Raw genomic sequence first — 22,031 nt, 5'->3', positions numbered from 1 at the left:
CCCCAAGGAGCCAGACGTGCCTTAATCGGTGTGTCTGGCTCTTGTCGTTTCATGAAACGCATCTCGTCCATTGTCTTCGACAAACACGAGCGACTCAGGCGAGCCACCATCATCACTCCGCTTGGCACCATCAAGGTCGAGTGGAGGGATGTGGCAGGTGATCGTTACTGGACCAGCTCTGGTGAGCTTACGGCCCGGTTGCTCGCAGTTCCTGTCATTGAAAGAATCGAACGTCTCTTTTCCTGACGTCTTCAACCCCAAACCACAACACCATCATGATTGCTCATCTCGAACCTGAAGCCCCCACATTCATCCAACGTTCCCATCCCAATCTCATCCTCCACTGTGGCGCTCGTGCCGCTGAGCGGCAGGAAATAGTTGCAGTTCCCACCCCACGCCCCACGGAAAGCTGGAGTCCCATCCCCCACATCGAACTGGTGAAACAGGTGGAAGGCACCCTCCGTAGCAACGGCCTTGTTGTCGGCACTCAGGCCCACAGCCTCACACACGATGGCATGCGCTACTTCGGCCTCATGGAAATCCAGCGTCGTGAACACGACAAGGATTACTGCTGGGTGCTCGGGTTGCGCAACAGCCACGACAAAACGTTCCCCGCCGGCATCGTGGCTGGATCAACGGTATTTTGCTGCGACAATCTCGCCTTTTACGGCGAGGTAAAACTCGCCCGCAAGCACACCAGGTTCATTGTACGTGATCTGCCCGGTCTCGTTCAGAGTGCCGTGGGCAAACTGATGGAGCGCTGGCACCATCAGGATAGCCGCATCGCGAGCTACAAGCTCGCAGACCTCGACGACCGCACGGCCCACGATCTCGTGGTTCGTGCTCTGGATGTCGGTGTCTGTCCCAACCGTCACATTCCTCTGGTTCTGCATGAATGGCGCCAGCCACGCCATGAGGCCTTCCAGCCTCGGAACGTCTGGAGCCTCTTCAATGCGTTCACCGAGACGCTGAAGGGCAACCTCATCGAACTCCCGAAACGTACCGAGGCACTGCACGGCCTCTTCGACACCCATGTTGGACTTTCGGCATGAAAAAAGCAGGCTCGAAGATGGCGGCAAGCCATCTTCGAGTTCTCTTTTTAGCTATCACTCGTTCATCTCAAAGCTTCCAGCATTTGCCGAAGCTCCTCTTTCACACGTCGCTTCAGCTCGGACGGCTCCAGTACTTGAGCTGGTGCCCGTGGCAGAGCCCAGCGGGTGATCTCTTCTAGGCCGACTGATTCGGCGCAGAACTTGCGTCACAAAGAATTCCGGCCCGATCTCACCCGCATTCGTGCCAGGAGTGAAATATCTCGATGGGCGTGGCCGCATCATCGTTATTCCATGGAAATAGACGCTGGTGGACCGTGCGATGTAGTCTGTCCGTTTGATGATTCAAAGGCGAAGTCTCCAAGACTTCAACATTTGCGGGACTGCCGAGTTGGCGGTGCCGCACGGCATCCGCCAACACGGGCGGCAAATCTCGGCCGATGGTGTGGCCACCACGCACGTAGCCGATCATGAACGCCTCCTCCATTGCCCAGGCATAATCGCCGATGATGAATCGCTCGATGCCCGTGCAATCTTTTCCCACCGCACAATAATGCCCCGTGAGACTATGCTGGCGATCCACTGGCTTGCACTCGGCGAAGACCGCATCCTGGCACTGATCCCAATCCACGCGATGCTCCCGGCGCAGTTTGAAAACCAGATCAGGCTTCTTGCTGATTTTGACGCCATCAAAGTTCACCACCTCGCTGCCGCGTGAGACAGACCGGAAAAAATGATGATCAAAGGCTTCCACCTCTCCCTTGTTCCAAACCCGATTTTCCAGCGTATTTTCCAGTCTTTCGGTAATCTGATTCTCACCCGCTATGGCCAAAGCATAGCCATCCGCACGGATCATCTCAAAAGCACGGGACACGGCCTGATGAATCGCGAAGGCTAGGCGGAGGCCGATTCGATCATGTGGCACCCGGTAACGGGGTGGCGGCCTGGAAAAAACAAGAGGCATCATGGACGGCTCGGCAGGGGAAAGTTCTTGTCCAAGTGCTCCCCGGCCAGATGAAGCGCGCAGAGCCGCGCTCGACTGCGAGTCCAGAAACGGCGTTGATTCAGCAGCCCCATCACTAGGCCACCACTTGGCACCGGCATGACCACCCTGCTTGCTGAAGTTTCAGAAGCGACGCGCATCAGCTTCGCAATGAACGCCGGTGTAGGCTCGAAAGTATCTCCTTCGAGCAGAACGGTCACAAACCGCCACGGCGGATTCCATTCGCCGTTTTTTTGATCCACCGCTTGGACTCGCACCTTCTGTTTCACGATCTTGAACAAAGGCTGCAAGGCGCGCCCAAGGCAGGAAGCAAACGAGGATAGTGCATTACTGTCTGGCGGCTGTGCGGCAAGCCCACGCGTTTTCTGATAGGGGCCATTATGCTCGACGGTCTCGTGGACCACCTCAGCATCAGAGGCAGACAACCCAAAGAGACCACATACAAAATTGTCCACGGACTTCCAGTTGATCGTGCTGCGAGCGTCGATTAATGATGCAAGTTCTAAGGCTTTGTTGCGATCATCATCTGTGAGTTCTTCGAGGATGGGGAAGGGAAACGAATCAACATCCTCCTTGGTTATGATTCGGTGCTTTGCACCGATGTAGGCGCTACGCATGTAGCAGTAATGCCGAAACAACTCGCTATGAACGATGACGTGAATTATCGCAGTCAACAGTTTGCCGTCTTTGCGGCAAGCGGCAGAATAGCCATAATGATACTGGTCAAAACAGACATCTTCATGTAGCTCCCTGTAGGCTTTGGGGGTGTCTCTGCCTTCCCTTGGCGTGCGTGCCACCAGTACAAGCGGGTGCTTGTAGTTCTCTTGTTGCCGAGGGCATTCCAGCGGTGCTTTTCCATAGGTCTCCTCGTAGGTGGATAATTTCCTTTTCTTATCGAAAAGCGTTTCATCCGTCGGCACCACAAACACGGATAAACCCAGCAGCCAATCAGGCGGTGGCTTGTTGCGTGATTTGAAGCCGAATCCTTGGCAGCTTTGCAGTTTGCCGCTCCAGAATGATCCAACCGTTTGTCTGGTTCGAGCTTGCTCGATTTTCTCCATTACCTCCACATCCAGCATCGTGCCCATTGCCAGAGCTTTGAGCAGCCAGCCACGATGGATGACTGATCGCACCGGAACAGGATAGGCGGCCTGATAATCCAGCCGAAAATCGCCTCTGCTGCTAAATGAGTTCTCACGCACGGGCGTCAGCAAATTGAAAGCCGCATGTTCAATGTCGGGTTTTGTGTTCCTTGCCCACAAAAGAAGCCAAGGTTCATCAATTGTTTCCCAAACGGCCGTTTTCTCTAAATCCGAACCGTTCAGAATACCGGTTACCATGACAGTTTTGAAAATTGCGTCTCGTGCAGCTTTGCTAATTTTCGATTGGCTTAGGATAAGCCTCGCATCCAACGCATAGGCTATCACCCCGCCGGGCTTGGCCCATTCCGTCGCCCGCCAGATAAATGGCACGTCGGGAACACCGCCCGGACTCTCATATGAGGCAGCCTCCACATTCAGTCCAGACGCTAACAGAACCCTCCTCCCGATGGCGGTGAAAATACGATCTGTGTCTTTCCGCCTTTTCTTGTCATCAGGTGTGCCAGCTTTATCTCCCTGCTTCAAAGTATCGCGTGTCCATGGCGGATTGCCGATCACGGCATCAAACTGACCGTCAAAGGATTTGTCCACATCATCCCCCAGACTGCCCAGCACAAAGCCGCGCTTGCGTTCAGCACCGTCCTTGGGTGCAAAGTTGAATAGCACAAGGTTCTTGAGAGCAGCGGGTGCGTGCAATTCGGACAAGGGTTTGGTGATCTCATTCAGTTCGATGGCGGTGACGTAGAGGCCGAGAGCAGCGAGGCGCAAGGCGGGTTCACTGACATCGAAACCGCAGAGCTGCTTATAGAGCACTTCATGGATGACTGCTTTGCCGGGGCGCTTCGCATCATCACCTTGCTCCTTGCGATCCTTTTCCCAGCGCCGGCGTACGATCTCGCGAAAGGCCAGCACGAGGAACACGCCCGCTCCGCACGCGGGATCGAGCACTTTGGCCCGATGCGGCTCATCCAAGCCGGCCAATGCCTGATCCACCAGCAGCTTCGCTAGATTCTTTGGCGTGTAATGAACGCTGTCTGCACGGGCGGCGTCCGAATCCCACTGGTGGCTAAAAGACTCATACACCTGACTGAGCACGCCCACAGGTATGTGGCGGAAGTTCAGATCCGTCCAGTCCACAGCTCCTGGCAACATCATCTGCACATGGTTTTTTGAGACAGCCTCGTAGCCTTTCAGGATTGCTTCCAGATGAAGAAATACCGCGCCATCCGTCAATTTTTCCGCCTCTTGATACGCTTGGAGATAAAGCTCCTTCCGCTCGCGTGTTGGTGTCTGCTTTGTGATCGCCTCCACCAGAGGCAGCAGGTCGCCATTGAACGTCTCATCCAGCCAGACGGAGATTTGAGCAGCACTTTCCGCCGATGAGAAAATTCCCTGAAGCCCTCCGCTGCGTAGCGGAGAGGGCAGATCATCCACATCAACGATACGGCGATCCATAAGAAAGCGGAAAAACAACGCCCTGCCCGTCATGGAGAGAACCGTCAGCCCATCCAATGGTCCCTCACCCTCCTCTCCCGCCAGAGCGAGTGAGGCATTCGACATCAGTCGGTGAATCTCTGAAAATACGGGGTCGGCCTCCGTCATGCGCCCTTCGATGACCCTGCTGCCGGAGGCCAGTTCTTGAAACAAAAAAGGCGCGCGCTCATCCCTGACTTGCACCACATCAAAGCGCCCGGATAGCAGTTCTTTTCGGTCCAAATTCAGTGGATACAGGGTCAGATCTCCAGGCCGCGACACGGCAAGAACAGCGTGCTCCCCACGATTGGCGAGTAGCTGTTGCAAATCCTGCAACTGCTGTGGCAAAGGCGCACTGGCAGTGCCATCCAGAAAATAAAGGACCGCCCGGCCCTGAAACTCCGCCACCGCCTGTGGCAGCGGCGTGGCCCCGGACAAGTCACGCTCCGGCAGCAAGTCGAGGTATTGGATATGCTCCGGCTTCATCTCCTTGCGTCGCAAGGGGATGAGCTTCGGGCAACCAAAGCGTCGCGCCAGAGTATTCAGACGATCCAAGGCTGCATCACTGAGGGCGGCGGCTGGCATGGCTCAGAAACGTCGAATGGTTCCCACCAGAATGCCTGCGAGGCGACAGCTTCGCGCCGCCTCCGAAGAAACGACACGATCCGGGAAAGCCGGATTCTCTGCCTTCAATCGCAGTCCCCTGGAGGTGCGATAGAGACGCTTAAGCGTGGCTTCTTCATCCACCACTACGGCGGCGATCTGCCCGTTTTCAAAATCAGGTTGTGCGGCGAGAATGGCAAGATCGCCCTCGAAGATACCCGCCCCAGTCATGCTGTCGCCCTGCACTTTCAGAGCAAACAGCTTCCGTCCACGAAAAAGCTGCCTTGGCAGTTCCAAATGGTCCTCCACGTTCTCCAATGCAAAAATGGGATGGCCTGCCGCGATCCGTCCCAGCAGAGGAACCGTCACCATGTCTGTCCTTCCGGGCCTGCCCGCACGCCGCACGAGCAATTGGATTGAGCGCGGCGAGTTCGGGGACCACGCGACGTAGCCTTTCTTTGCCAGAGCTTTGAGATGGTCGCTCGCCGCGTTCGGACTCTTGAAGCCAAAATGATCACAAATCTCCTGCAAGATGGGCGCAAAACTCCGCTCTTTAACGAAGTCCTCAATAAAACCGAGAACTTCCTCCTGGCGTTTAGTCATTGCATTTTTATCCCGCATTTTTGCGGATCCTACTGTAACCATTTACAGTATTCAAGTCTCGCCGCTCGGTCAGGCAACATTTTTTATCTCCAGTCTTGATTTGGCTTGGCCGCGCAGATCATGTGCTCGGATGAGGGAGCAAGTCGAAGAAGGGAAAGCGGACAATATCGCCTGAGGTGCGCGAGAAAATCGCAGAGGCAAAGAGAGCACTATGCGAAATCTCAACAAAGCTGCGAGTGCTTTAAAAAGGCGCATTCTGATTGAGCCCGATGGCACGTCGGTTGCGAAAAATATCGCCGTTGCCTTAAAGGGTGTGCCGACTACGATACCACAGAATTTTTAACTCTGGCAAGGCTCAAGGCTGCACACCTACCCAACAGACCACAAAAGGCAACCTGATCAATGCACATCTCAAAGCTCTCCCTCGTAAACTATCGCAATTTCAGGAATACGAAATTGGTGTTCAACAAGGGAATTAACACCATTATCGGCGAAAACGGCTCGGGAAAAACGAACATCTTTCGTGCGCTTCGACTGCTACTGGATGAAAACATGCGGCGTTCGGCTGTTCGACTGGAACAGGGCGACTTCTGCCGTGCCTTGGGTGAATGGAGAGGCCACTGGATCATTATCAGCATTGAGTTCGATGAGATCTCGGCCGATGAATCGGTACAGTCCCTATTCCTGCACGGGACCGCAGATGTTAGCGGTGCCTCAATCGAGCGCGCCACATACAATCTGATCTTTCGGCCCAAGGCGGAGATCAGGGCAGCACTGTCGAGAACTGAGGACGGCGACCACGACGCTCTGGACGGCATTCGACAAGCCATCACGATTGCAGATTATGAGCCAGTTATCACAGGAAGAAGCTCTGCCGATTTCAACGATGACGCAGTATATAAGGCACTGGTGGGTGATTTTGAAACTGCGGTCCCCAGCAGGGAGCTTGAGAATCCGATTCTCGGCGCTCGCGTTCCAGCGGGATTCTCGATTTTCCAGGAGATCTGTTTTACATATATTCAGGCACTGCGGGACGTGGTAGCGGAATTCCACAACAACAGGACGAATCCTCTTTTGACATTGCTTAAAAGCAAGAGCGGAGCAATCGACCCGGCGGCGCTAGTGCCCATTACAACCATGGTCCGGGAACTGAATGCTTCCATCGAGAGTCTTCAGGACGTGCGGACGCTTCAATCCGATATTGCCGACACCATAAGAGGAACTGCCGGTGAGACATATTCGCCAGCGGCACTTTCTATCAAATCCGACCTCTCCAATGATGCAGACAAGCTCTTCCAATCGCTGAAACTCTACGTTGGAGAGGCTGATGACGGGCACGAAGGCGGAATCAATGATCTGAGTCTCGGTGGTGCAAATTTGATTTTCTTGACCTTGAAGCTCCTGGAATTCAAATACCAGCAAACCAAGCAATCATTCGCAAATTTCCTCATCATCGAGGAGCCCGAGGCGCACATCCACACGCACATTCAGAAAACGCTTTTCGACAAGCTCAACTTCGCGAATACACAGATCATATACTCTACGCATTCCACTCAGATCTCCGAAGTGAGCAATGTTCGCAATATGAACATTCTCGGAAGACGGTCCCCAGTCTGCGAGGCATATCAGCCTTCGACTGGCCTGACAGACGGTCAGATCAATGTTACACAGAGATACCTGGACGCAGTGCGAAGCAATCTGCTGTTTGCCAAAAGCGTCATTTTAATAGAAGGAGATGCTGAGGAAATCCTGATCCCCATCCTTGTAAAGAAAGTGCTCGGCATCAGCCTGGATGAGCTGGGGATCAGTTTGATCAACATACGCAGCACGGGTTTCCAGAATGTTGCTGTTCTGTTTCATGATGACAGGATCAGGAAAAGGTGCGCAGTCGTTACTGACCTTGATACCGCAATAATTGACACCACTCCGAACGTCAGAGATTCGGACGAAATCAAGAAACTCAAAGCCAAATGCCTGGCTTCCCAACAAAGCGGTATTCGGAGAAAATCTGCGCTTGAAACATTTGCGCAGGGGAATTCTTGGATCGGACTCACCTTCGCGCATCACACTTTTGAGGTGGACTTCATCGCGGCTGGCAATGCCGCAAAGGTTGTCAGTGTGCTTGGCGAGGTGTATGCCGATGCAGCAACCATTGTCGGCGCAAGGACGCAACTAGAATCCCAGGATGTAACACAGTATGGTCGCCGGGCACTGACGATTGCCGAAAACAAGGGCAAGGGCTGGTTTGCCTTGCTGTTAAGCAGAATGATAGACTATCGGACTACCATTCCGGACTACATTTTGGATGCAATATTTTTCGCCAAGCCGCTTCTTACGGACCGAGTGTGGGTCAATATTTTGAGTTACCGGGTGGAAAAGATCGTCCAGAACCAGCAACTTACCGCAGCCGAAATCAACGCGTACAAAGAGACCATTGATGATTTTAGCTATGGTCTAATTGACTTTGTTCAGTTGAGGAATGAAACGCTTGCCGCTTTTCCCTCTGACGTTATCAACCCAATCATGGATCGTTTTTAGAAATGTTCGTCTGGACCGAAGATCAGCTCGATCCTGAGCAGGATGCCGCCGTCAGGAGCGACGGCAATGTCTTCCTTATTGCGTGTCCCGGCAGCGGCAAAACGCGGACCCTGACTTACAAGATCGCGTATGAGCTGTCGTGTCTTACCAGTGACAAGAAACGCATAGTGGGAATTACCTACACCCATCGCGCTGCTGACGAGATCCACGAACGTATTGATCTTCTCGGCGTGGATGCATCACAACTGTGGATTGGAACAATTCACTCATTCTGCCTGGAGTGGATTTTAAAACCATACGGAATCTACCACGAAAAATTAAAAAATGGCTTCAGGGTCATTAATTCCTATTCTTCTGAACAGCTAATAACTGATCTTTGCAGCCAATATACGAATCCCCGCATCCAGTTCCGCGATTGCGAATTCTATTACACGGAAACAGGTATTAAATATGCCTGCACGAACAGCTGGAGATTGGACAGTGTGAAGCAGGTGTTGAGCGATTACTTAAAGATTCTGTCTGACAATGGGCAGATCGATTTCGAGTTGATGCTCTATTATGCATATCAGCTGATTCAAGAACAGCCCTTGATAAGCATGATTCTGGGGAAGATATTTTCTAAGGTCTTGGTTGACGAATATCAGGATACCAAGTCGATCCAGTACTCAATCATTGCGGCAATTGTCAAAGCCAGCCAAGGCGAGTCGACTATTTTTGTCGTCGGCGATCCAAACCAGTCGATTTACGGTTCGCTTGGGGGCTACCCGATACCCGTCGCCGATTTCGAAAGAATGGCAGACATCACTATCAATGAGATGGAACTTTCAAAGAACTACAGGTCGTCAGAGCGCGTCGTAGATTATTTTAGCGAATTCAATGTGTTCGATACGACGATCGAATCTGCCTCGCCACATCGAGACTATCCGAGCAAGATTTCCTTCATCGACACAGTTCAGCTGGATGCGCTTCATGAGGAGATCGTCAGATTGGTGCGTTACAATATTGAGGTCGTTGGCATAGCACCTCATGAAGTATGCATCCTGGCACCCTGGTGGGTTTCATTGGCAAGCATGACGCGTCAACTGGTGACGCGTCTGCCCGAATATGATTTCGATGGCCCCGGGCTCATTCCTTTCGGCAGGGATCTGGATAATTTCTGGTACAAAATGTGTCGACTGGCGCTCACAACAGCATCGCCAGCGATGTTCATTCGCCGAAAGCGCTGGGCTAATGAAATTCTAGTTGACCTGGCGGCCTCCGGATTTTCCACTGACGGCTTAACATCGAAAATGTTGCTTCGCCATTGCAACAGTATCAAAATCGAAGAGGAAGATGGATTGGCATATTTAGAGGCCTTTTTTCACCAGCTATGCCTGCAGCTTGGTTGCAACATAGAAATGAATGCCATGCTGAAGGAGCATCATGCAGCTTTTTTCGAGAGTGCCCGCAGCAGGATCGAGAGGTTGACCAGTGATGGAGCTGGCTTCATCGGCGAATTGAGCAATTTCCGAAAAGTGTTTGGAAACCGGGGCGGGATTACCGTCTCGACGATTCACGGAATCAAAGGCGACGAGTATGATGCCGTGATTTCGTATGCTCTGCTGGAAGGCATGGTGCCACATTTTACAGACGGTCAGGACAGTGCGAAAAAGCTGCTCTATGTGGTCTGTTCAAGGGCCAGGAAAAATCTTCATCTGATCTCTGAGCGGCGGCTAGATAACAGGGGCGTGGAGAGACAGACAACCATCTCCCTTGCAAACCACCGTTTCGATTACGATGTGATCGCTGAGGTGACCGAATCGTGTGCGGCTTGATTCCTGCCGCTCCCACTTTGCCGAAGGCATCCTGGTCGAGCCCTGGGCGATGATTAAACAATCGCCAGCGCTGAAGTAGCTAGTATTCACCGCTCCCGCCTCCACCGCCTGATCCGGGAACGTACCGGCTGAGTATGCGCGGGAGTGCATTGATATTGAAGAACGACACATTTTGGCTACGCAAAAAGTCGAATTGAGGATGCGCACCGAGGGAATCCACTCCTGATGGCGGAGTCAGCCACCCTTGCTTATTGGACTCGTAACAGAGAAGCCAATGCCTCCCGAATAGTTCCGATGGTTCGGCAAATGCCTGAAGTCGAGGAAAGGACGCCTCATTCCAAAAGTCATAGCTGGACATGCTCAACGCCATCAGTGCTACGGGAGAATCATCGCAAGTATCGATGGCGGACACCACAGATTCAGACATGCTGATGCCAAGGCACCGCATCATCCATAGTGCCCAAAGCGCTTCGCTGGCTTGTCCCAAGGGCAATCGTTCAAGGATGGTTTGTTCAAGGCAAACGGTCCAAAGTGGAATGTCCACGGCCAAGCCTTGGTTCGACTGATAGTAAAATATTTGATCACAAACCTGAGGCAGGCACGCTGGTTCACAACGAGCACATTGGCTGAGAAGATATTGGAAAATCTGCCAGTTGTCGGGAGCTAGATCCACAGCGTTAAGTCGTGGAATGGCATACTTGAAAATTGTTTCGTCTGGGGCACCCCTTGCCAGAGCAAAAACGTTGTCGAAATAGGCGGTGAGATCTGTCCGCTGTCCCTTGGTGCCAGCGTCTCTAAAGACGAAAGTTCTGAGACGTGAGGTCCACAACGGTTCGATTGGGTGCGGCAATTCGATGATTTGTGTCTTTGTCGGATTGAGTGCTAATTCAAATTTACTCAAAATAGATTGTAAGGTGCTTACGACCACCTCAGCTTCGGAGCGCTTGTTGGTTACAAACTCATAATCATCGATAAAGCGAATCCCCCGCAAGCCGGGAATAGTTTGATTAAGCTCTTCGTCGACTGCGGCCAGAACACACTCGGCGAGCAACAAAGAGGTGTCTGGTCCAATGGGTATACCCACCGTCTGCTGATCGTTCATATTGCGTGTATTGGTATCCAATCTATCAGACCAAATCGTATTGAGAGTATTTGTTGCCTTTGCCTGTTTGACCACATTCTTCCCTTCGATTGCCCATGGAATCGAATGGGTGTAAACTGAGGGGTAGAATCGGTTGATGTCAGCGTGAATAAGAAAACGCCCTGAGGCCCTTAATTCTGCCCGGCGCATCGTTCTAGCTGTGAAATCATGAGATCCCGTGATTGCCCTCTCTGCTCCCGTGTCCACAGGCTTCGTTAGCGAAAATGGAGAGCGGTGGGCGCTTTGCTGCAACGCCGCCCAATGTTGAACAATGAACGAACACTGGCGCGAGTAATGAACTGGATTCGGAATTCCAAGATGTCTCCGAAGACCGCCGCTGCGGACCATGTTGTGAACACACATTTCCGCGTATCGAGGCGAGCCGGCTACGGTTGATATTTGGGCGACCAATCCATCGTTTGGCCCAGTCACCGCATTAGCGAATGAGGCGGTGGAAAAACTGGGAGGCAATTCTCTGGCGAAATATCCAGACGCTAGAAGATTTTGGAGAGTTGGCATGACGTGGTGATTCAGCCGAACAAGTTTGGTAGCACGTTGCCCCCGGCATTCTTCGGCGCACTCTTGTTGGAATTATTTTGGCTCGTTTTATCGTGTAGGCCGGTTCCGGGGTCTTTCGGCATAGCGCAGATGGTTGAAGGCAAGGAACTGAGTGGAATCACACATGATACATGGGACCCATCTGGTGCATCTGTATCACAGGCCTTGACGTCCTGAACGACTTGGGAGCGGTTGCGGAGTATGACGATCTGAATGGGCTCGGGAAGGGCGATCATGCGGTGCATGCGCATGAAAGAGGTTTCATTGCCCTCCGGCAAGGAATAAGGAGTAATACGCGGGGGCCACTGCTTGGGCCGAAAGTTGAGAGAAGGGATGGAGGAGCCATGCAGCTTGAGAATGGTAAAGACGACTCAGGCGTCGTTCACAAGGCGCAAACAAGCTTCGCTCTTGGACAGGTTCCGCAGGAGAATGTCAGTCAAGACGACCAGGCTCCATCAGTCCCTCAGGCTGGCTCCTCACAAGGCCGGCAAATTGGCACGCGTCTCATCCCGCCCGTATTGCATGAATGGCGCGAGCCTCGTCATGATGCGTTTGAGGGACGGAACGTGTGGAGCTTGTTCAATGCTTTCACCGGATCGTTTAAGGGCAACCTCACCGAACCCCCTCGCCGCACGGAAGCCCTCCACGGCCTGCTCGACAATCATGTTGGCTTGTCGGCATGATTGAGAAAGGCGAAGAGAGGTTCGGCGCAAGTCGGGTCTCTTTTTTAGCTATCCCGAGGCAGAACGCGCTTCGGTTCGGTCATGCAACCCGGTGTTCGTTAGCATTGGCAACTGAGGTGCATGGATTGCTCTCATCAACATCGCCAAGACCTTGCTGCCCCCCAAGATCACCACTTGACCATTCCCGCTCATCTGCGATTTTCGGTATCGCTTCGTCAATGAAACGCTTCTGGCAAATCATCGCACTCATCCTGCTGGCCCTCATGGTGCCTGCCTCGATGTGCTGTTGGGTTCCGGAAAGCACCGGCAAGTCTTGTGAATGCCAAGGTGAGCCAGCTCATCATGAAGATGGCGGGGAGTCACAGAACACCTGTCCTAGCGACACCATTGCCCACAGCCAGATGCCAGCGGCGATAATGATGCCTGAGATGCAAATGGTAGAGCTGCTTGATTTGCTGGCGGCGATGGTTCACCGAAATGAAAGCTCGGCAGCTTTTTCTAGTTCCACCAGTGAAATGACCACCGCGCCACCGGAGCTAAGTCCGACGTGGGCCTTTGTGAGCCGTGCGGCACTGCCTGCACGCGCCCCTTCGGCTCTAGCCTGATTTTCCGTGCGCACGCCACCCTTGAGGTGGCGAATGAATGCGTCGGAGTGATGCACACCCGTCAGCGGTGTCGCCTGTCCGCCTCGTGTTGAGGCACTTCCATGTCTGTATCTGCCATTCAACCTCCTTTCCCATCATGCGTTCCATCCATTATCCACTCTTGCTGCTCGCAGCGATCTCATCGGTCCTTTCAGAGGAACCGCCCGTACCAAAATCCGTCGAACATTTAGTCTCGATCACACTCACAGCAAATCCAGAAATCCGATTTTACGAGGCCGAGATTGCCAAGGCGCAAGCCACGCGCAGCACGGCAGGCAGGCAGGCAAATCCCACGATCGAACTCCAATACGGCAAGAACAAGCTCATCGCGCCGGAAGCTAGCTCTGACGGGCTGGCCTTTTCGGCGAGTCTCGCACAACCCATTGAATGGCCTGGACGGTTGGGTTTGCGGAAGGCCATCGCGAACCGCGACATCAGACTCGCAGAGCTTGGTCTGGAGCGCTTCCGCTTTCATCTCGCCTCGCGGGTGAGGGTGTTAGCCTACACGCTGATGGCACAACAAGATGTCGCGACTGCTGCAAGCGAGGTGGCCACCCGTTACGCATCGCTGCGAGAGGTGATGGTGCAACGCGAGCCTGCGGGCATCGCGCCCCAATTGGAGATCACCACCATTGAGGCGGCGGCGCTCGTGGCCGAATCACGGGCGGCTGAGGCGGCGGTGGCCGTTCAGAATGCACTGCTGGAACTCAATCAGCTCATGGGCCGCCGGGCAGACGCCGCCCTCGTGGTGAAACATGCCGCCTTTAATATGAAACCGGTCCCCTCTCTCGACTCGCTGATGCTGGCTGCGATGCAGAACCATTACGACCTGCGTGTTCGCCGTGCTGAGCTGGAGCAGCAGGGCTTCAAGGTTGAGCTGGCGAAAAATGAGCGCTACCCCGCCATCACAGTTGGGCCATTTTTTCAACAGCAGAATGCCCCGGCGCTGGAAAACCAGTCAGTGATCGGCATCGGTGTCTCCTTCCCGCTGCCGATATGGAAGAACGGCAAGGCGGAAGTCACTGCCGCCGAAGCACGACAGATGCAGGCGCAGGCCAGTCTCAGCACTTTGCAGCGTGATGTCGAACGTCAGGTGACGGCGTCCATGCTGCTCTACAAAACGCAGCATGCACGCCTTGCTTTATGGAAGCCGGGCACTGTGTCAAAGTTCAGCGCCGCAGCAGAGCTCGCAGATCAACACTATCGCCTTGGAGCCGTCCCCATGGCCACGTTCGTTGAGCTTCAGGACAAGTATCTCGCAGCCATTGAGGCCATCAACAAAACTCAGGTCAATGCACTCGATGCCGGCCTTAATCTGGAAGAACTCACCGCAAGTCCAGGGCGCTACATTTCGACCGCTACGTCCAACCCCTGATCTCCAGCAAATTATGAAAAAACTCATTTCAATTCTACTCGTTCTATTTGTGTCACTTTTGAGCAATTGCAGCCGCACAATGGCTGTTCCAACCGATGAAACTACTTCGGCTGTTGAAAGCGGAGCCCAGTTCAAGGAGGGACATGGGCTCACCTTGTCTTCCCTGATGGAGCGATCAATCGATCTCAAGACGGCGGAGGTGACTGAGGCTGCCATCGCGCCTTCGTTCACGGCCCCCTTTCAGGCCCTGCAGTCAGGCTCCACAGAGGCCACAAGTTGGGTTCCAGAGAAACAGGCGGCGCTCCTGAAACCCGGCATGACTGTTGATCTAGATTACGCGGGCCGTTCGATCAAGGCCACGGTTCTTCGCTTCAAAAAGTCCCCCTATGTAACCCTCGGCGACACGGAGGTCACCCTCCAGGCAAGCGAACCGCTGGATGAGGGCACGCCCATCCACGCCACGTTCAGCGTTCCGGCGGGCGGTCCAGTTAGCGCGATTCCCCGGAGCGCTCTGCTTACGACGGTGGAAGGCACTTACGCCTATGTAAAGAACGATGCCTTCTTCGTGCGTACGCCAATCAAAATCGGGGACTCGAACACTCAGTACATCGCCGTCACGGACGGACTCTACACCGGCGACGAGGTCGTCACTACCGGAGTGCTGCAGTTGTGGCTTGCCGAACTCCAATTCCTCCGCGGCGGTAAAGCCTGCACCTGTGATTGAATCCAATATGCTCAATCATCTCATCACCCTCGCGATGAAGCAGCGCTCCGCAGTGCTGCTCGGAATGCTGCTTCTTGTGGGCATCGGTACGTGGTCGGCCATCAACCTGCCCATAGATGCCGTCCCAGATATCACCAATCCACAGGTGCAAATCAACACCGCTGTCTCCGCGCTGGCCCCGGAGGAAGTGGAGAAACTCGTGACCTTCCCTCTTGAGATGGCGATGACGGGGATGCCCGACATGGTTGAATTGCGCTCCTTGTCCAAATTCGGCCTGTCACAGGTGACGATGATTTTTCACGATGATGTGGACATTTACCGCACCCGACAGCTCGTCGCAGAAAGACTGCAAGGCGTGTTGGATGAATTACCGACGGGATTGGCACCAAAACTGGCTCCCATCGCAACAGGCCTTGGGGAGATATTTCACTTCAGCGTGGACTATGCCGAGGACGCACCCCACAAGCCCGCAACTCGCGAAGCGCAGCTCATGGAACTCGCGCAGATTCAGGAGTATCAGGTGCAGCCATTGCTGCGTGGCACACCTGGCGTTGCAGAGGTCAATACAATCGGTGGTTATCGCAAACAGATCGTTATTCAACCAGACCCCATGCGGCTTGCCGCGCGCGGCCTCTCGCTGGATATGCTCGCCGCAATTGTAGAGCAACACACCCGCAACGCTGGAGGAAGTTATGTCGAGATTGGCGGTGAACAGCTCATCATCCGAGCTGCAACGCGAGTGAATTCCATCGAAGAGATACTCACGATTCCTCTCAAGTTCACAGGCGGGGTGACTCCCATCCATATCGGCGATGTGGCCACCGTCAGCATTGGATCAGCCTTCCGCACAGGGGCGGCCACGGAAGACGGCCGCGAAGGAGTGATCGGTTCAGCGATCATGTTGGCGGGAGCCAACTCGCGCCTTGCCGCCCGGACTGTCCGCACCCGGCTGGAGGAAATCCAGGAAAAGTTGCCGGAGGGAGTTGTCATTCAGACACTCTATGATCGAAGCACTCTGGTGAGTCGCACCATCGCGACTGTGGAGAAAAATCTGGTGGAAGGCGCGTTGCTCGTTGTGGTCGTGCTCTTTGCGCTGCTCGGGAACTTCCGCGCCGCTTTCATCGTCGCATTGGTCATACCGCTGTCCATGCTCTTTGCGATGACCGGCATGGTGCGCTACACCATCAGCGGAAACTTGATGAGTCTGGGCGCGGTTGATTTCGGACTCATCATTGATGGTGCCGTCGTGATGGTGGAAAACATCGTGCGCCATCTTGGCGAGCGTCAGCACATGCTGGGCCGCCGCCTCACGCTCAGCGAGCGCACCGAAGAGGTGCTCAAGTCCGCCAAGGAAGTCGCCAACCCCATGTTCTTCGGCGTGATGATCATCACCGTCGTCTATGTGCCCATCCTCGCGCTTCAGGGCATTGAAGGGAAAATGTTCAAGCCCATGGCGCTCGTCGTCATGCTGGCCCTCGGGGGGTCGCTCGTGCTCGCCATCACCTTGATGCCCGTCCTATGCTCCTATTTCCTCGGTGGAGACATCAAGGAGAAGGACAACTGGATCGTGACTGTCACGAAGCGCTGCTATACGCCGCTGCTTCAATTTGGTCTGCGCTTCAAAAAGTTGGTTGTGCTTTCAATGCTTGTGCTCCTCGGGTCGTCCGCCTGGGTCATGTCCCGGATGGGCTCCGAGTTCATTCCGCAACTCGACGAGGGTGACTTCACGTTCCAGCTCATTCGGAGCAGTAGTGTGGGCATTACGGCATCCGTCGATTTGCAGAAGCGGAGTGAGACTTTGATCCGCCGCGACTTTCCTGAGGTTGTCAAAATCTTCTCCCGGATCGGCACCGCCGAACTGGCAACCGATCCCATGAACCCAAACGTCGCCGACACCTATCTGATGCTGAAGCCGCGTGATCAGTGGCGTCAACGGGACGGGAAACCGATCGCAAAACAGGAACTTGGGGAGCTCATGAAAAATGCGCTTCTCGAACAAGTGCCCGGACAAAACGTGATGATCTCACAACCCATTCAAATGCGTTTCAACGAAATCATGGCCGGAGCCCGCGCCGATCTCGTGTGCAAGATATTCGGCGACAGTTATGAGGAACTGGAGCGCCTCGCCGGGGAGGTTCGGACCGTGGTGACGGCCATCCATGGAGGGCGGGAAACGGAGTTCGACAACATTGGAAGAAACCCCATGATCGAGATTCATCCCAACCGGGTAGCTCTGGGTAAGTTCAACGTCCACACCGAGGAACTCAACCGCGTCATTGAAGCGGCAATGGCTGGAGATGACGTTGGCATGGTGATTGAGGGCAACAAGCGCATCCCCATCGTCGTCCGTCTGACGGAACAACAACGCCGTGACCTTGAAGTCATGAAGCGTCTCGCCGTCCGCACTGATGATGGCGGACTGCTGGCATTGAGTCAGGTGGCGGAGATCAAGCTGGTGCCTCAACCCGTGCAAATTTCCAGAGAGAACACCCAACGGCGCGTCATTCTCCTCATCAATGTTCGAGACCGTAACACATCCAGCTTTGTCGAGGAAGCGACTCGGGCGATTCGTGAGAAAGTAAAGTTCCCGGACGGTTACTATTTCGAATTCGGCGGGCAATTCGAGAATCTCCAGGAGGCCAAGGCTCGTCTGACGATTGTGGTGCCCCTCGCGATGACTTTGATATTTGTCCTGATCTTCCTCAGTTTTGGTTCCATTCGCCAGGCCGCACTCATTTTCATGTGCGTCCCACTGGCCACGACTGGCGGCATCTTCGCTCTGTCCCTGCGGGGCATGCCCTTCACCATCAGTGCCGCCGTCGGTTTCATCGCGCTGAGTGGCATCGCCGTCTTGAACGGCATCATGCTCATCAGCTTCATCAACCAACTGCGCGGAGAAGGCATGCCGCTTCGAGATGCGGTCGTCGAAGGCACCCTGACACGGCTACGCCCGAAACTTATGACCGCGCTCGTCGCCAGCCTTGGCTTTGTCCCGATGGCCATCGCCACCGGGGCCGGGGCTGAAGTCCAGCGCCCCATCGCCACCGTCGTCATCGGCGGTATCATCACCTCCACTTTCCTCACCCTGCTCGTGGTGCCTGTGCTCTACGACTGGATCGAACGAAAAGGCAAACCTCAAACCAACCCACCATGAAAACACGGCTCTATCTCGCCACCCTCATCGTTCTCGCCACCACGTCCGCCTTTGCCGCTGAAAGCGTGGAATCTTTCCCGCTGTTCGCCAAGCCCATGGAATACTGGCGGCAGCATGTTCTTCTCGCGAATGCAAGCCACGCCGCTGGCGGTTTCGGCCTCGCCGTGGTGCTGCAACGCCACCTGGCAGGCAAACCGGCGATCAAAGCATTGGGCTGGCTGCTGCTGGCATTTGCCCTGGTGACGCATTTGATCGCTTTCCTCTAAAGTCCATCGAGGGCGCATCAAAAAGATGCGCCATCCAAACAAACAAAAAAACACAAACATCGACACCAAGCAACACACCATGAAAACACTGCTGAACATCCTCATCATCGCCACCCTTGTCTCCACGTCAGCCTTTGCCGACTCCAAGGTCAAAGCCGGTCCCCGCAAAGGCCTCTTGCTCTATTTGGAAGGCTGCCATGCCGAATTCTTCGTCGAGAAAGACCGCACCATCAGCATCGCCTTTTACGAGGCCTCCATTGGCGACAAGGCCCAACCCATCGGAGAGCGTACCGCCACCGCCACTGCCGAAGCGCCCAGCGGCAAGGTGAAGCTGGAGTTTGAAAAGAAAGGCGACCTCCTCGTCTCCAAGGCCCCGCTGCCCGAGGGCGAAGGCTACACTGTCGTCATGCAGGTAAAGGAAACACCGTCCGAAAAGCCGACGAACTTCCGCATCAAGCTCCTGCTGCACGAGTGCGAGAAGTGCCACAACCCTGAATACGCCTGCATCTGCGATGAGTAAATGACATTGCGGGAAGCCCCACGGGAGCATCACGCTGGCTCTACACTCTGGATCTAATACCTCAATATGCACACTCCAAGCACTCCCGTTTCTGACTCCAATTCCCCAGAGCACGGGCATGAACACAGCAAGGCCGCGCCTGAAAAAATTGCGCTCAATCCCGATGCTAAAGGTGATCAACAGACAACCCTCCGCATCACCGGGATGGATTGCGCCGATGAAGTCGCGGCACTGGAGCAAGTGTTGCGTCCGCTCAAGGGCGTGCGCGAGGTACGAGTGAACTTGATGGGCGGCAAGGTTACCCTCGCGCACGATAAGAGCGTGACGGCGGCGCAGTTGATCAGCGCCATCGCCACCACAGGCATGAAGGCGACGCCGGATGGGGGAAACCCGGAAGACTTGGAAAGCGCAAAACGAATGCGGCAGATCGCAGTCAGCCTCTCGGGCTTAAGTCTTGGTCTCGGCATGCTCTCTGAGTGGCTGAACTTCGGGCCGGTTTGGATCGCCGATGTTGCGTATGGCATCGCCATCATCGCAGGCGGCTGGTTAACCGCACCCAAGGCGTGGCGTGCATTGCAGCGGCGCTCTTTGGACATGAACGTGCTGATGACCGTTGCAGTTTCGGGGGCGCTGGTGATTCAACAATGGTCGGAGGGTGCAGCGGTGACCTTCCTGTTTGCCCTCTCAGAATTGCTCGAAGCCTTCACCCTAGCCCGTGCACGCAAGGCTGTTCAGGCGCTGATGCAACTCACGCCGGAAACCGCTCTGCTCAAAGACGGCGAGACGTTTCGTGAGGTGCCCGTCGCCGAGGTTGCCGTGGGTGCAACCATTGCGGTGAAGTCTGGAGCGCGCATTCCGCTCGATGGCGAAGTATTGAAAGGAAACTCCGCCGTCAATCAAGCACCCATCACCGGGGAGTCGATGCCGGTGGAGAAGAAGCCCGGCGATGGCGTGTTCGCTGGCACCATCAATGGCTCCGGCTCCCTCGAAGTCCGCACCACCAAAGCCAGCACAGACAGCACCATAGCCAAGATCATCCATCTCGTGGAGGAGGCGCAGTCGCAAAAGGCCCCTTCTCAGCGCTTCGTCGATGTCTTTGCCCGCTACTACACACCCGCCGTCATGGTCGCTGCTGTGCTCGTCATGCTCCTGCCGCCGTTGTTGTTCGGCGGCGCATGGTTCACCTGGTTCTATCGCGGCCTTGTGCTGCTCGTCATCGCCTGCCCATGCGCATTGGTCATTTCGACGCCTGTGTCTGTCGTATCTGGCCTCACTGCAATGGCGCGGCGAGGAGTGCTTATCAAAGGCGGTGCCGTGCTGGAAGCAGTCGGCAAACTCAAAGCACTGTGCATGGACAAAACCGGCACCCTCACGGAAGGCAAACCGCGCGTAACCAAGGTCATCACGGTGAATTCAAAGGATGAGTCCATGGTTATACGCATTGCCGCTGCCATTGACACCCACTCCGAGCATCCGCTGGCGCAGGCCATCGTGGCGTATGCAAACGACAAGAAGGTCGAGTTTCCGCGCAGCGAAAACTACCAGGCACTCGACGGACGCGGTGCTGAAGCCGACCTCTACGGGCATCGCTACTTTGTCGGCAATCACCGCCTTGCCCATGAACTCGGTGTCTGCTCGTCCGAGATCGAAGAGCAACTCGCGGCCATCGAGGCCGACGCACTGTCAGTGGTTGTGGTCGGCCACAGGCCGCACGGTGACTGCAAAGGCGAAGTGCTCGGAATCCTTGCTGTCGGCGACGCCATGCGAGCCAACGCCCCCGCCGCCATCGCGGCCCTGCATCGTGCAGGCCTCACCAAGATCGTCATGCTCAGCGGCGACAACCAGCGCACTGCCAGCGCCATTGCCAAGCAATGCGGTATCGACGAAGCCCACGGCGATCTCCTGCCCGACCAAAAGATCGAGCGAGTGAAGGCCCTCCTCGCCGAATTGAAATACGTCGGCATGATCGGAGACGGCGTGAATGACGCGCCTGCCATGGCCGCCGCCAGCGTTGGCATCGCCATGGGAGGTGCAGGCACAGACACTGCCATCGAAACCGCTGACATGGCGCTTATGCAGGATGATCTGAGCATGGTTGTCGAAGCCATCGTATTGGGACGACGTACGGTGGGTATCATCCAGTTTAACATCGCGTTTGCTCTCGCTTTAAAAGCCATCTTCCTCGTTCTCGCCCTGCTCGGCCACGCCAGCCTCTGGCTCGCAATCCTGGCGGATACCGGTGCGACATTGCTGGTCATCCTGAACGCACTTCGCTTGTTGAGTGGAGCTACACACTTTAAATGATGCAATTCATGAGCAAGCACTCTCGTCGCAAGCTGGCCGCGCCTCCCTCCGCCAAGATCTCGCGTTCCGATGAAACCAAGGCCTTTGGCTTTCTGCTCCTGTTCTTCGTTTTCCTAACACTGTTTTGGTACTTCCATTCCGTTTATCAACAGGACCTCTCTGTGTCCAAGACCATCGAGGAATGGAAAACGATCTATCACATCACCGACAGCCAGGCGGAGCGCATCAAACAGATCGAACTCGACTTCCACGGCAATGGCAGCCCATTCGCCATCAAAAGCAATCGAACGCATGACGAAAAACACCGCCATCATGAAGAAATCAGCCGCCAGATGCCCCCCGAGGATGGTGCGCGCTTCATGCAGGTGATGGAGGAAGGCACGGGCATGCATTAAGCCTTTACGCAATGCTCGGTGTTCTTGCCTGCCACACCGCCAATGAGCGTAGTGATGCTGGTCGCAGAAGTGTTTGCAAAGATG

At 54.9% G+C, this 22,031-nt stretch carries 17 protein-coding genes; 13 read left to right on the top strand and 4 right to left on the bottom strand.

Translation table 11 applies throughout. The features are described from left to right. The first annotated feature begins 51 nt into the window (after positions 1-51). Positions 52-246 (top strand): hypothetical protein, encoded by a 195-nt coding sequence (locus WAW39_RS25170; protein WP_422321917.1) that lies wholly within the window; start codon positions 52-54, stop codon positions 244-246. A 29-nt stretch (positions 247-275) separates the two neighbouring features. Beyond that, on the top strand, positions 276-1,052 hold the full coding sequence (locus tag WAW39_RS25165) for a DUF932 domain-containing protein (RefSeq protein WP_422321916.1): 777 nt from the start codon (positions 276-278) through the stop codon (positions 1,050-1,052). A gap of 229 nt (positions 1,053-1,281) precedes the next feature. Here WAW39_RS25165 and WAW39_RS25160 read toward each other — a convergent pair whose 3' ends face one another. The 3 genes from WAW39_RS25160 to lexA are packed head-to-tail and all read right to left on the bottom strand — an operon-like array spanning position 1,282 to position 5,849. Next, positions 1,282-2,016, bottom strand: a complete 735-nt coding sequence (locus WAW39_RS25160) for a hypothetical protein (RefSeq protein ID WP_422321915.1) — start codon at positions 2,014-2,016, stop codon at positions 1,282-1,284. Next, complete coding sequence (locus tag WAW39_RS25155; RefSeq protein WP_422321914.1) at positions 2,013-5,210, bottom strand: N-6 DNA methylase; 3,198 nt, start codon at positions 5,208-5,210, stop codon at positions 2,013-2,015. Before WAW39_RS25155 ends, WAW39_RS25160 begins: the two co-directional genes overlap by 4 nt. Before the next feature lie 3 nt (positions 5,211-5,213). Continuing rightward, positions 5,214-5,849 (bottom strand): transcriptional repressor LexA, encoded by a 636-nt coding sequence (gene lexA / locus WAW39_RS25150; protein ID WP_422321913.1) that lies wholly within the window; start codon positions 5,847-5,849, stop codon positions 5,214-5,216. Between the two features lie 384 nt (positions 5,850-6,233). On the opposite strand from lexA, the gene WAW39_RS25145 reads away from it, so the two are divergent. Then, the gene (locus tag WAW39_RS25145; protein ID WP_422321912.1) at positions 6,234-8,369 is read left to right on the top strand and encodes an ATP-dependent nuclease; all 2,136 of its coding nucleotides are present in this window, start codon (positions 6,234-6,236) and stop codon (positions 8,367-8,369) included. A gap of 2 nt (positions 8,370-8,371) precedes the next feature. Continuing rightward, positions 8,372-10,183 (top strand): UvrD-helicase domain-containing protein, encoded by a 1,812-nt coding sequence (locus WAW39_RS25140; protein WP_422321911.1) that lies wholly within the window; start codon positions 8,372-8,374, stop codon positions 10,181-10,183. Positions 10,184-10,262: 79 nt separating this feature from the next. On the opposite strand, the gene WAW39_RS25135 is transcribed toward WAW39_RS25140, so the two are convergent. Then, the gene (locus tag WAW39_RS25135) at positions 10,263-11,843 is read right to left on the bottom strand and encodes an RNA-directed DNA polymerase (RefSeq protein WP_422321910.1); all 1,581 of its coding nucleotides are present in this window, start codon (positions 11,841-11,843) and stop codon (positions 10,263-10,265) included. A 383-nt stretch (positions 11,844-12,226) separates the two neighbouring features. Between WAW39_RS25135 and WAW39_RS25130 the strand changes: the two genes are divergently transcribed. The 9 genes from WAW39_RS25130 (at position 12,227) to WAW39_RS25090 (ending at position 21,947) form a co-directional block, all read left to right on the top strand. Continuing rightward, positions 12,227-12,565 (top strand): hypothetical protein, encoded by a 339-nt coding sequence (locus WAW39_RS25130; protein WP_422321909.1) that lies wholly within the window; start codon positions 12,227-12,229, stop codon positions 12,563-12,565. 218 nt (positions 12,566-12,783) lie between these two features. Then, positions 12,784-13,170, top strand: coding sequence for a hypothetical protein (locus WAW39_RS25125; protein ID WP_422321908.1), 387 nt, complete (start codon positions 12,784-12,786; stop codon positions 13,168-13,170). 136 nt (positions 13,171-13,306) lie between these two features. Continuing rightward, complete coding sequence (locus WAW39_RS25120) at positions 13,307-14,584, top strand: TolC family protein (RefSeq protein ID WP_422321907.1); 1,278 nt, start codon at positions 13,307-13,309, stop codon at positions 14,582-14,584. Positions 14,585-14,597: 13 nt separating this feature from the next. After that, positions 14,598-15,308, top strand: a complete 711-nt coding sequence (locus WAW39_RS25115) for a hypothetical protein (protein WP_422321906.1) — start codon at positions 14,598-14,600, stop codon at positions 15,306-15,308. Positions 15,309-15,315: 7 nt separating this feature from the next. After that, positions 15,316-18,462 (top strand): efflux RND transporter permease subunit, encoded by a 3,147-nt coding sequence (locus tag WAW39_RS25110; RefSeq protein ID WP_422321926.1) that lies wholly within the window; start codon positions 15,316-15,318, stop codon positions 18,460-18,462. After that, complete coding sequence (locus WAW39_RS25105) at positions 18,459-18,728, top strand: hypothetical protein (protein WP_422321905.1); 270 nt, start codon at positions 18,459-18,461, stop codon at positions 18,726-18,728. Before WAW39_RS25110 ends, WAW39_RS25105 begins: the two co-directional genes overlap by 4 nt. A 79-nt stretch (positions 18,729-18,807) precedes the next feature. Further along, positions 18,808-19,248: a hypothetical protein gene (locus WAW39_RS25100; RefSeq protein WP_422321904.1), complete on the top strand. Its 441-nt coding sequence runs from the start codon at positions 18,808-18,810 to the stop codon at positions 19,246-19,248. A 66-nt stretch (positions 19,249-19,314) separates the two neighbouring features. Continuing rightward, on the top strand, positions 19,315-21,552 hold the full coding sequence (locus tag WAW39_RS25095; RefSeq protein ID WP_422321903.1) for a heavy metal translocating P-type ATPase: 2,238 nt from the start codon (positions 19,315-19,317) through the stop codon (positions 21,550-21,552). Between the two features lie 8 nt (positions 21,553-21,560). Continuing rightward, on the top strand, positions 21,561-21,947 hold the full coding sequence (locus WAW39_RS25090) for a hypothetical protein (RefSeq protein WP_422321902.1): 387 nt from the start codon (positions 21,561-21,563) through the stop codon (positions 21,945-21,947). Positions 21,948-22,031 lie beyond the last annotated feature (84 nt).

The sequence above is a fragment of the Prosthecobacter sp. genome (assembly GCF_049294395.1).
GTDB lineage: Bacteria > Verrucomicrobiota > Verrucomicrobiia > Verrucomicrobiales > Verrucomicrobiaceae > Prosthecobacter.
The sequence above is the reverse complement of the archived record's forward strand: the minus strand, read 5'-3'. Positions and strand labels throughout refer to the sequence as shown.

What these genes read in the sequence shown, in the direction of transcription:
- WAW39_RS25170 (WP_422321917.1), top strand. Translation starts at nt 52, where the DNA reads ATGAAACGCATCTCGTCCATTGTCTTCGACAAACACGAGCGACTCAGG.
- WAW39_RS25165 (WP_422321916.1), top strand. Translation starts at nt 276, where the DNA reads ATGATTGCTCATCTCGAACCTGAAGCCCCCACATTCATCCAACGTTCC.
- WAW39_RS25160 (WP_422321915.1), bottom strand. Translation starts at nt 2,016, where the DNA reads ATGATGCCTCTTGTTTTTTCCAGGCCGCCACCCCGTTACCGGGTGCCA.
- WAW39_RS25155 (WP_422321914.1), bottom strand. Translation starts at nt 5,210, where the DNA reads ATGCCAGCCGCCGCCCTCAGTGATGCAGCCTTGGATCGTCTGAATACT.
- lexA (WP_422321913.1), bottom strand. Translation starts at nt 5,849, where the DNA reads ATGCGGGATAAAAATGCAATGACTAAACGCCAGGAGGAAGTTCTCGGT.
- WAW39_RS25145 (WP_422321912.1), top strand. Translation starts at nt 6,234, where the DNA reads ATGCACATCTCAAAGCTCTCCCTCGTAAACTATCGCAATTTCAGGAAT.
- WAW39_RS25140 (WP_422321911.1), top strand. Translation starts at nt 8,372, where the DNA reads ATGTTCGTCTGGACCGAAGATCAGCTCGATCCTGAGCAGGATGCCGCC.
- WAW39_RS25135 (WP_422321910.1), bottom strand. Translation starts at nt 11,843, where the DNA reads ATGCCAACTCTCCAAAATCTTCTAGCGTCTGGATATTTCGCCAGAGAA.
- WAW39_RS25130 (WP_422321909.1), top strand. Translation starts at nt 12,227, where the DNA reads ATGCAGCTTGAGAATGGTAAAGACGACTCAGGCGTCGTTCACAAGGCG.
- WAW39_RS25125 (WP_422321908.1), top strand. Translation starts at nt 12,784, where the DNA reads ATGAAACGCTTCTGGCAAATCATCGCACTCATCCTGCTGGCCCTCATG.
- WAW39_RS25120 (WP_422321907.1), top strand. Translation starts at nt 13,307, where the DNA reads ATGCGTTCCATCCATTATCCACTCTTGCTGCTCGCAGCGATCTCATCG.
- WAW39_RS25115 (WP_422321906.1), top strand. Translation starts at nt 14,598, where the DNA reads ATGAAAAAACTCATTTCAATTCTACTCGTTCTATTTGTGTCACTTTTG.
- WAW39_RS25110 (WP_422321926.1), top strand. Translation starts at nt 15,316, where the DNA reads ATGCTCAATCATCTCATCACCCTCGCGATGAAGCAGCGCTCCGCAGTG.
- WAW39_RS25105 (WP_422321905.1), top strand. Translation starts at nt 18,459, where the DNA reads ATGAAAACACGGCTCTATCTCGCCACCCTCATCGTTCTCGCCACCACG.
- WAW39_RS25100 (WP_422321904.1), top strand. Translation starts at nt 18,808, where the DNA reads ATGAAAACACTGCTGAACATCCTCATCATCGCCACCCTTGTCTCCACG.
- WAW39_RS25095 (WP_422321903.1), top strand. Translation starts at nt 19,315, where the DNA reads ATGCACACTCCAAGCACTCCCGTTTCTGACTCCAATTCCCCAGAGCAC.
- WAW39_RS25090 (WP_422321902.1), top strand. Translation starts at nt 21,561, where the DNA reads ATGAGCAAGCACTCTCGTCGCAAGCTGGCCGCGCCTCCCTCCGCCAAG.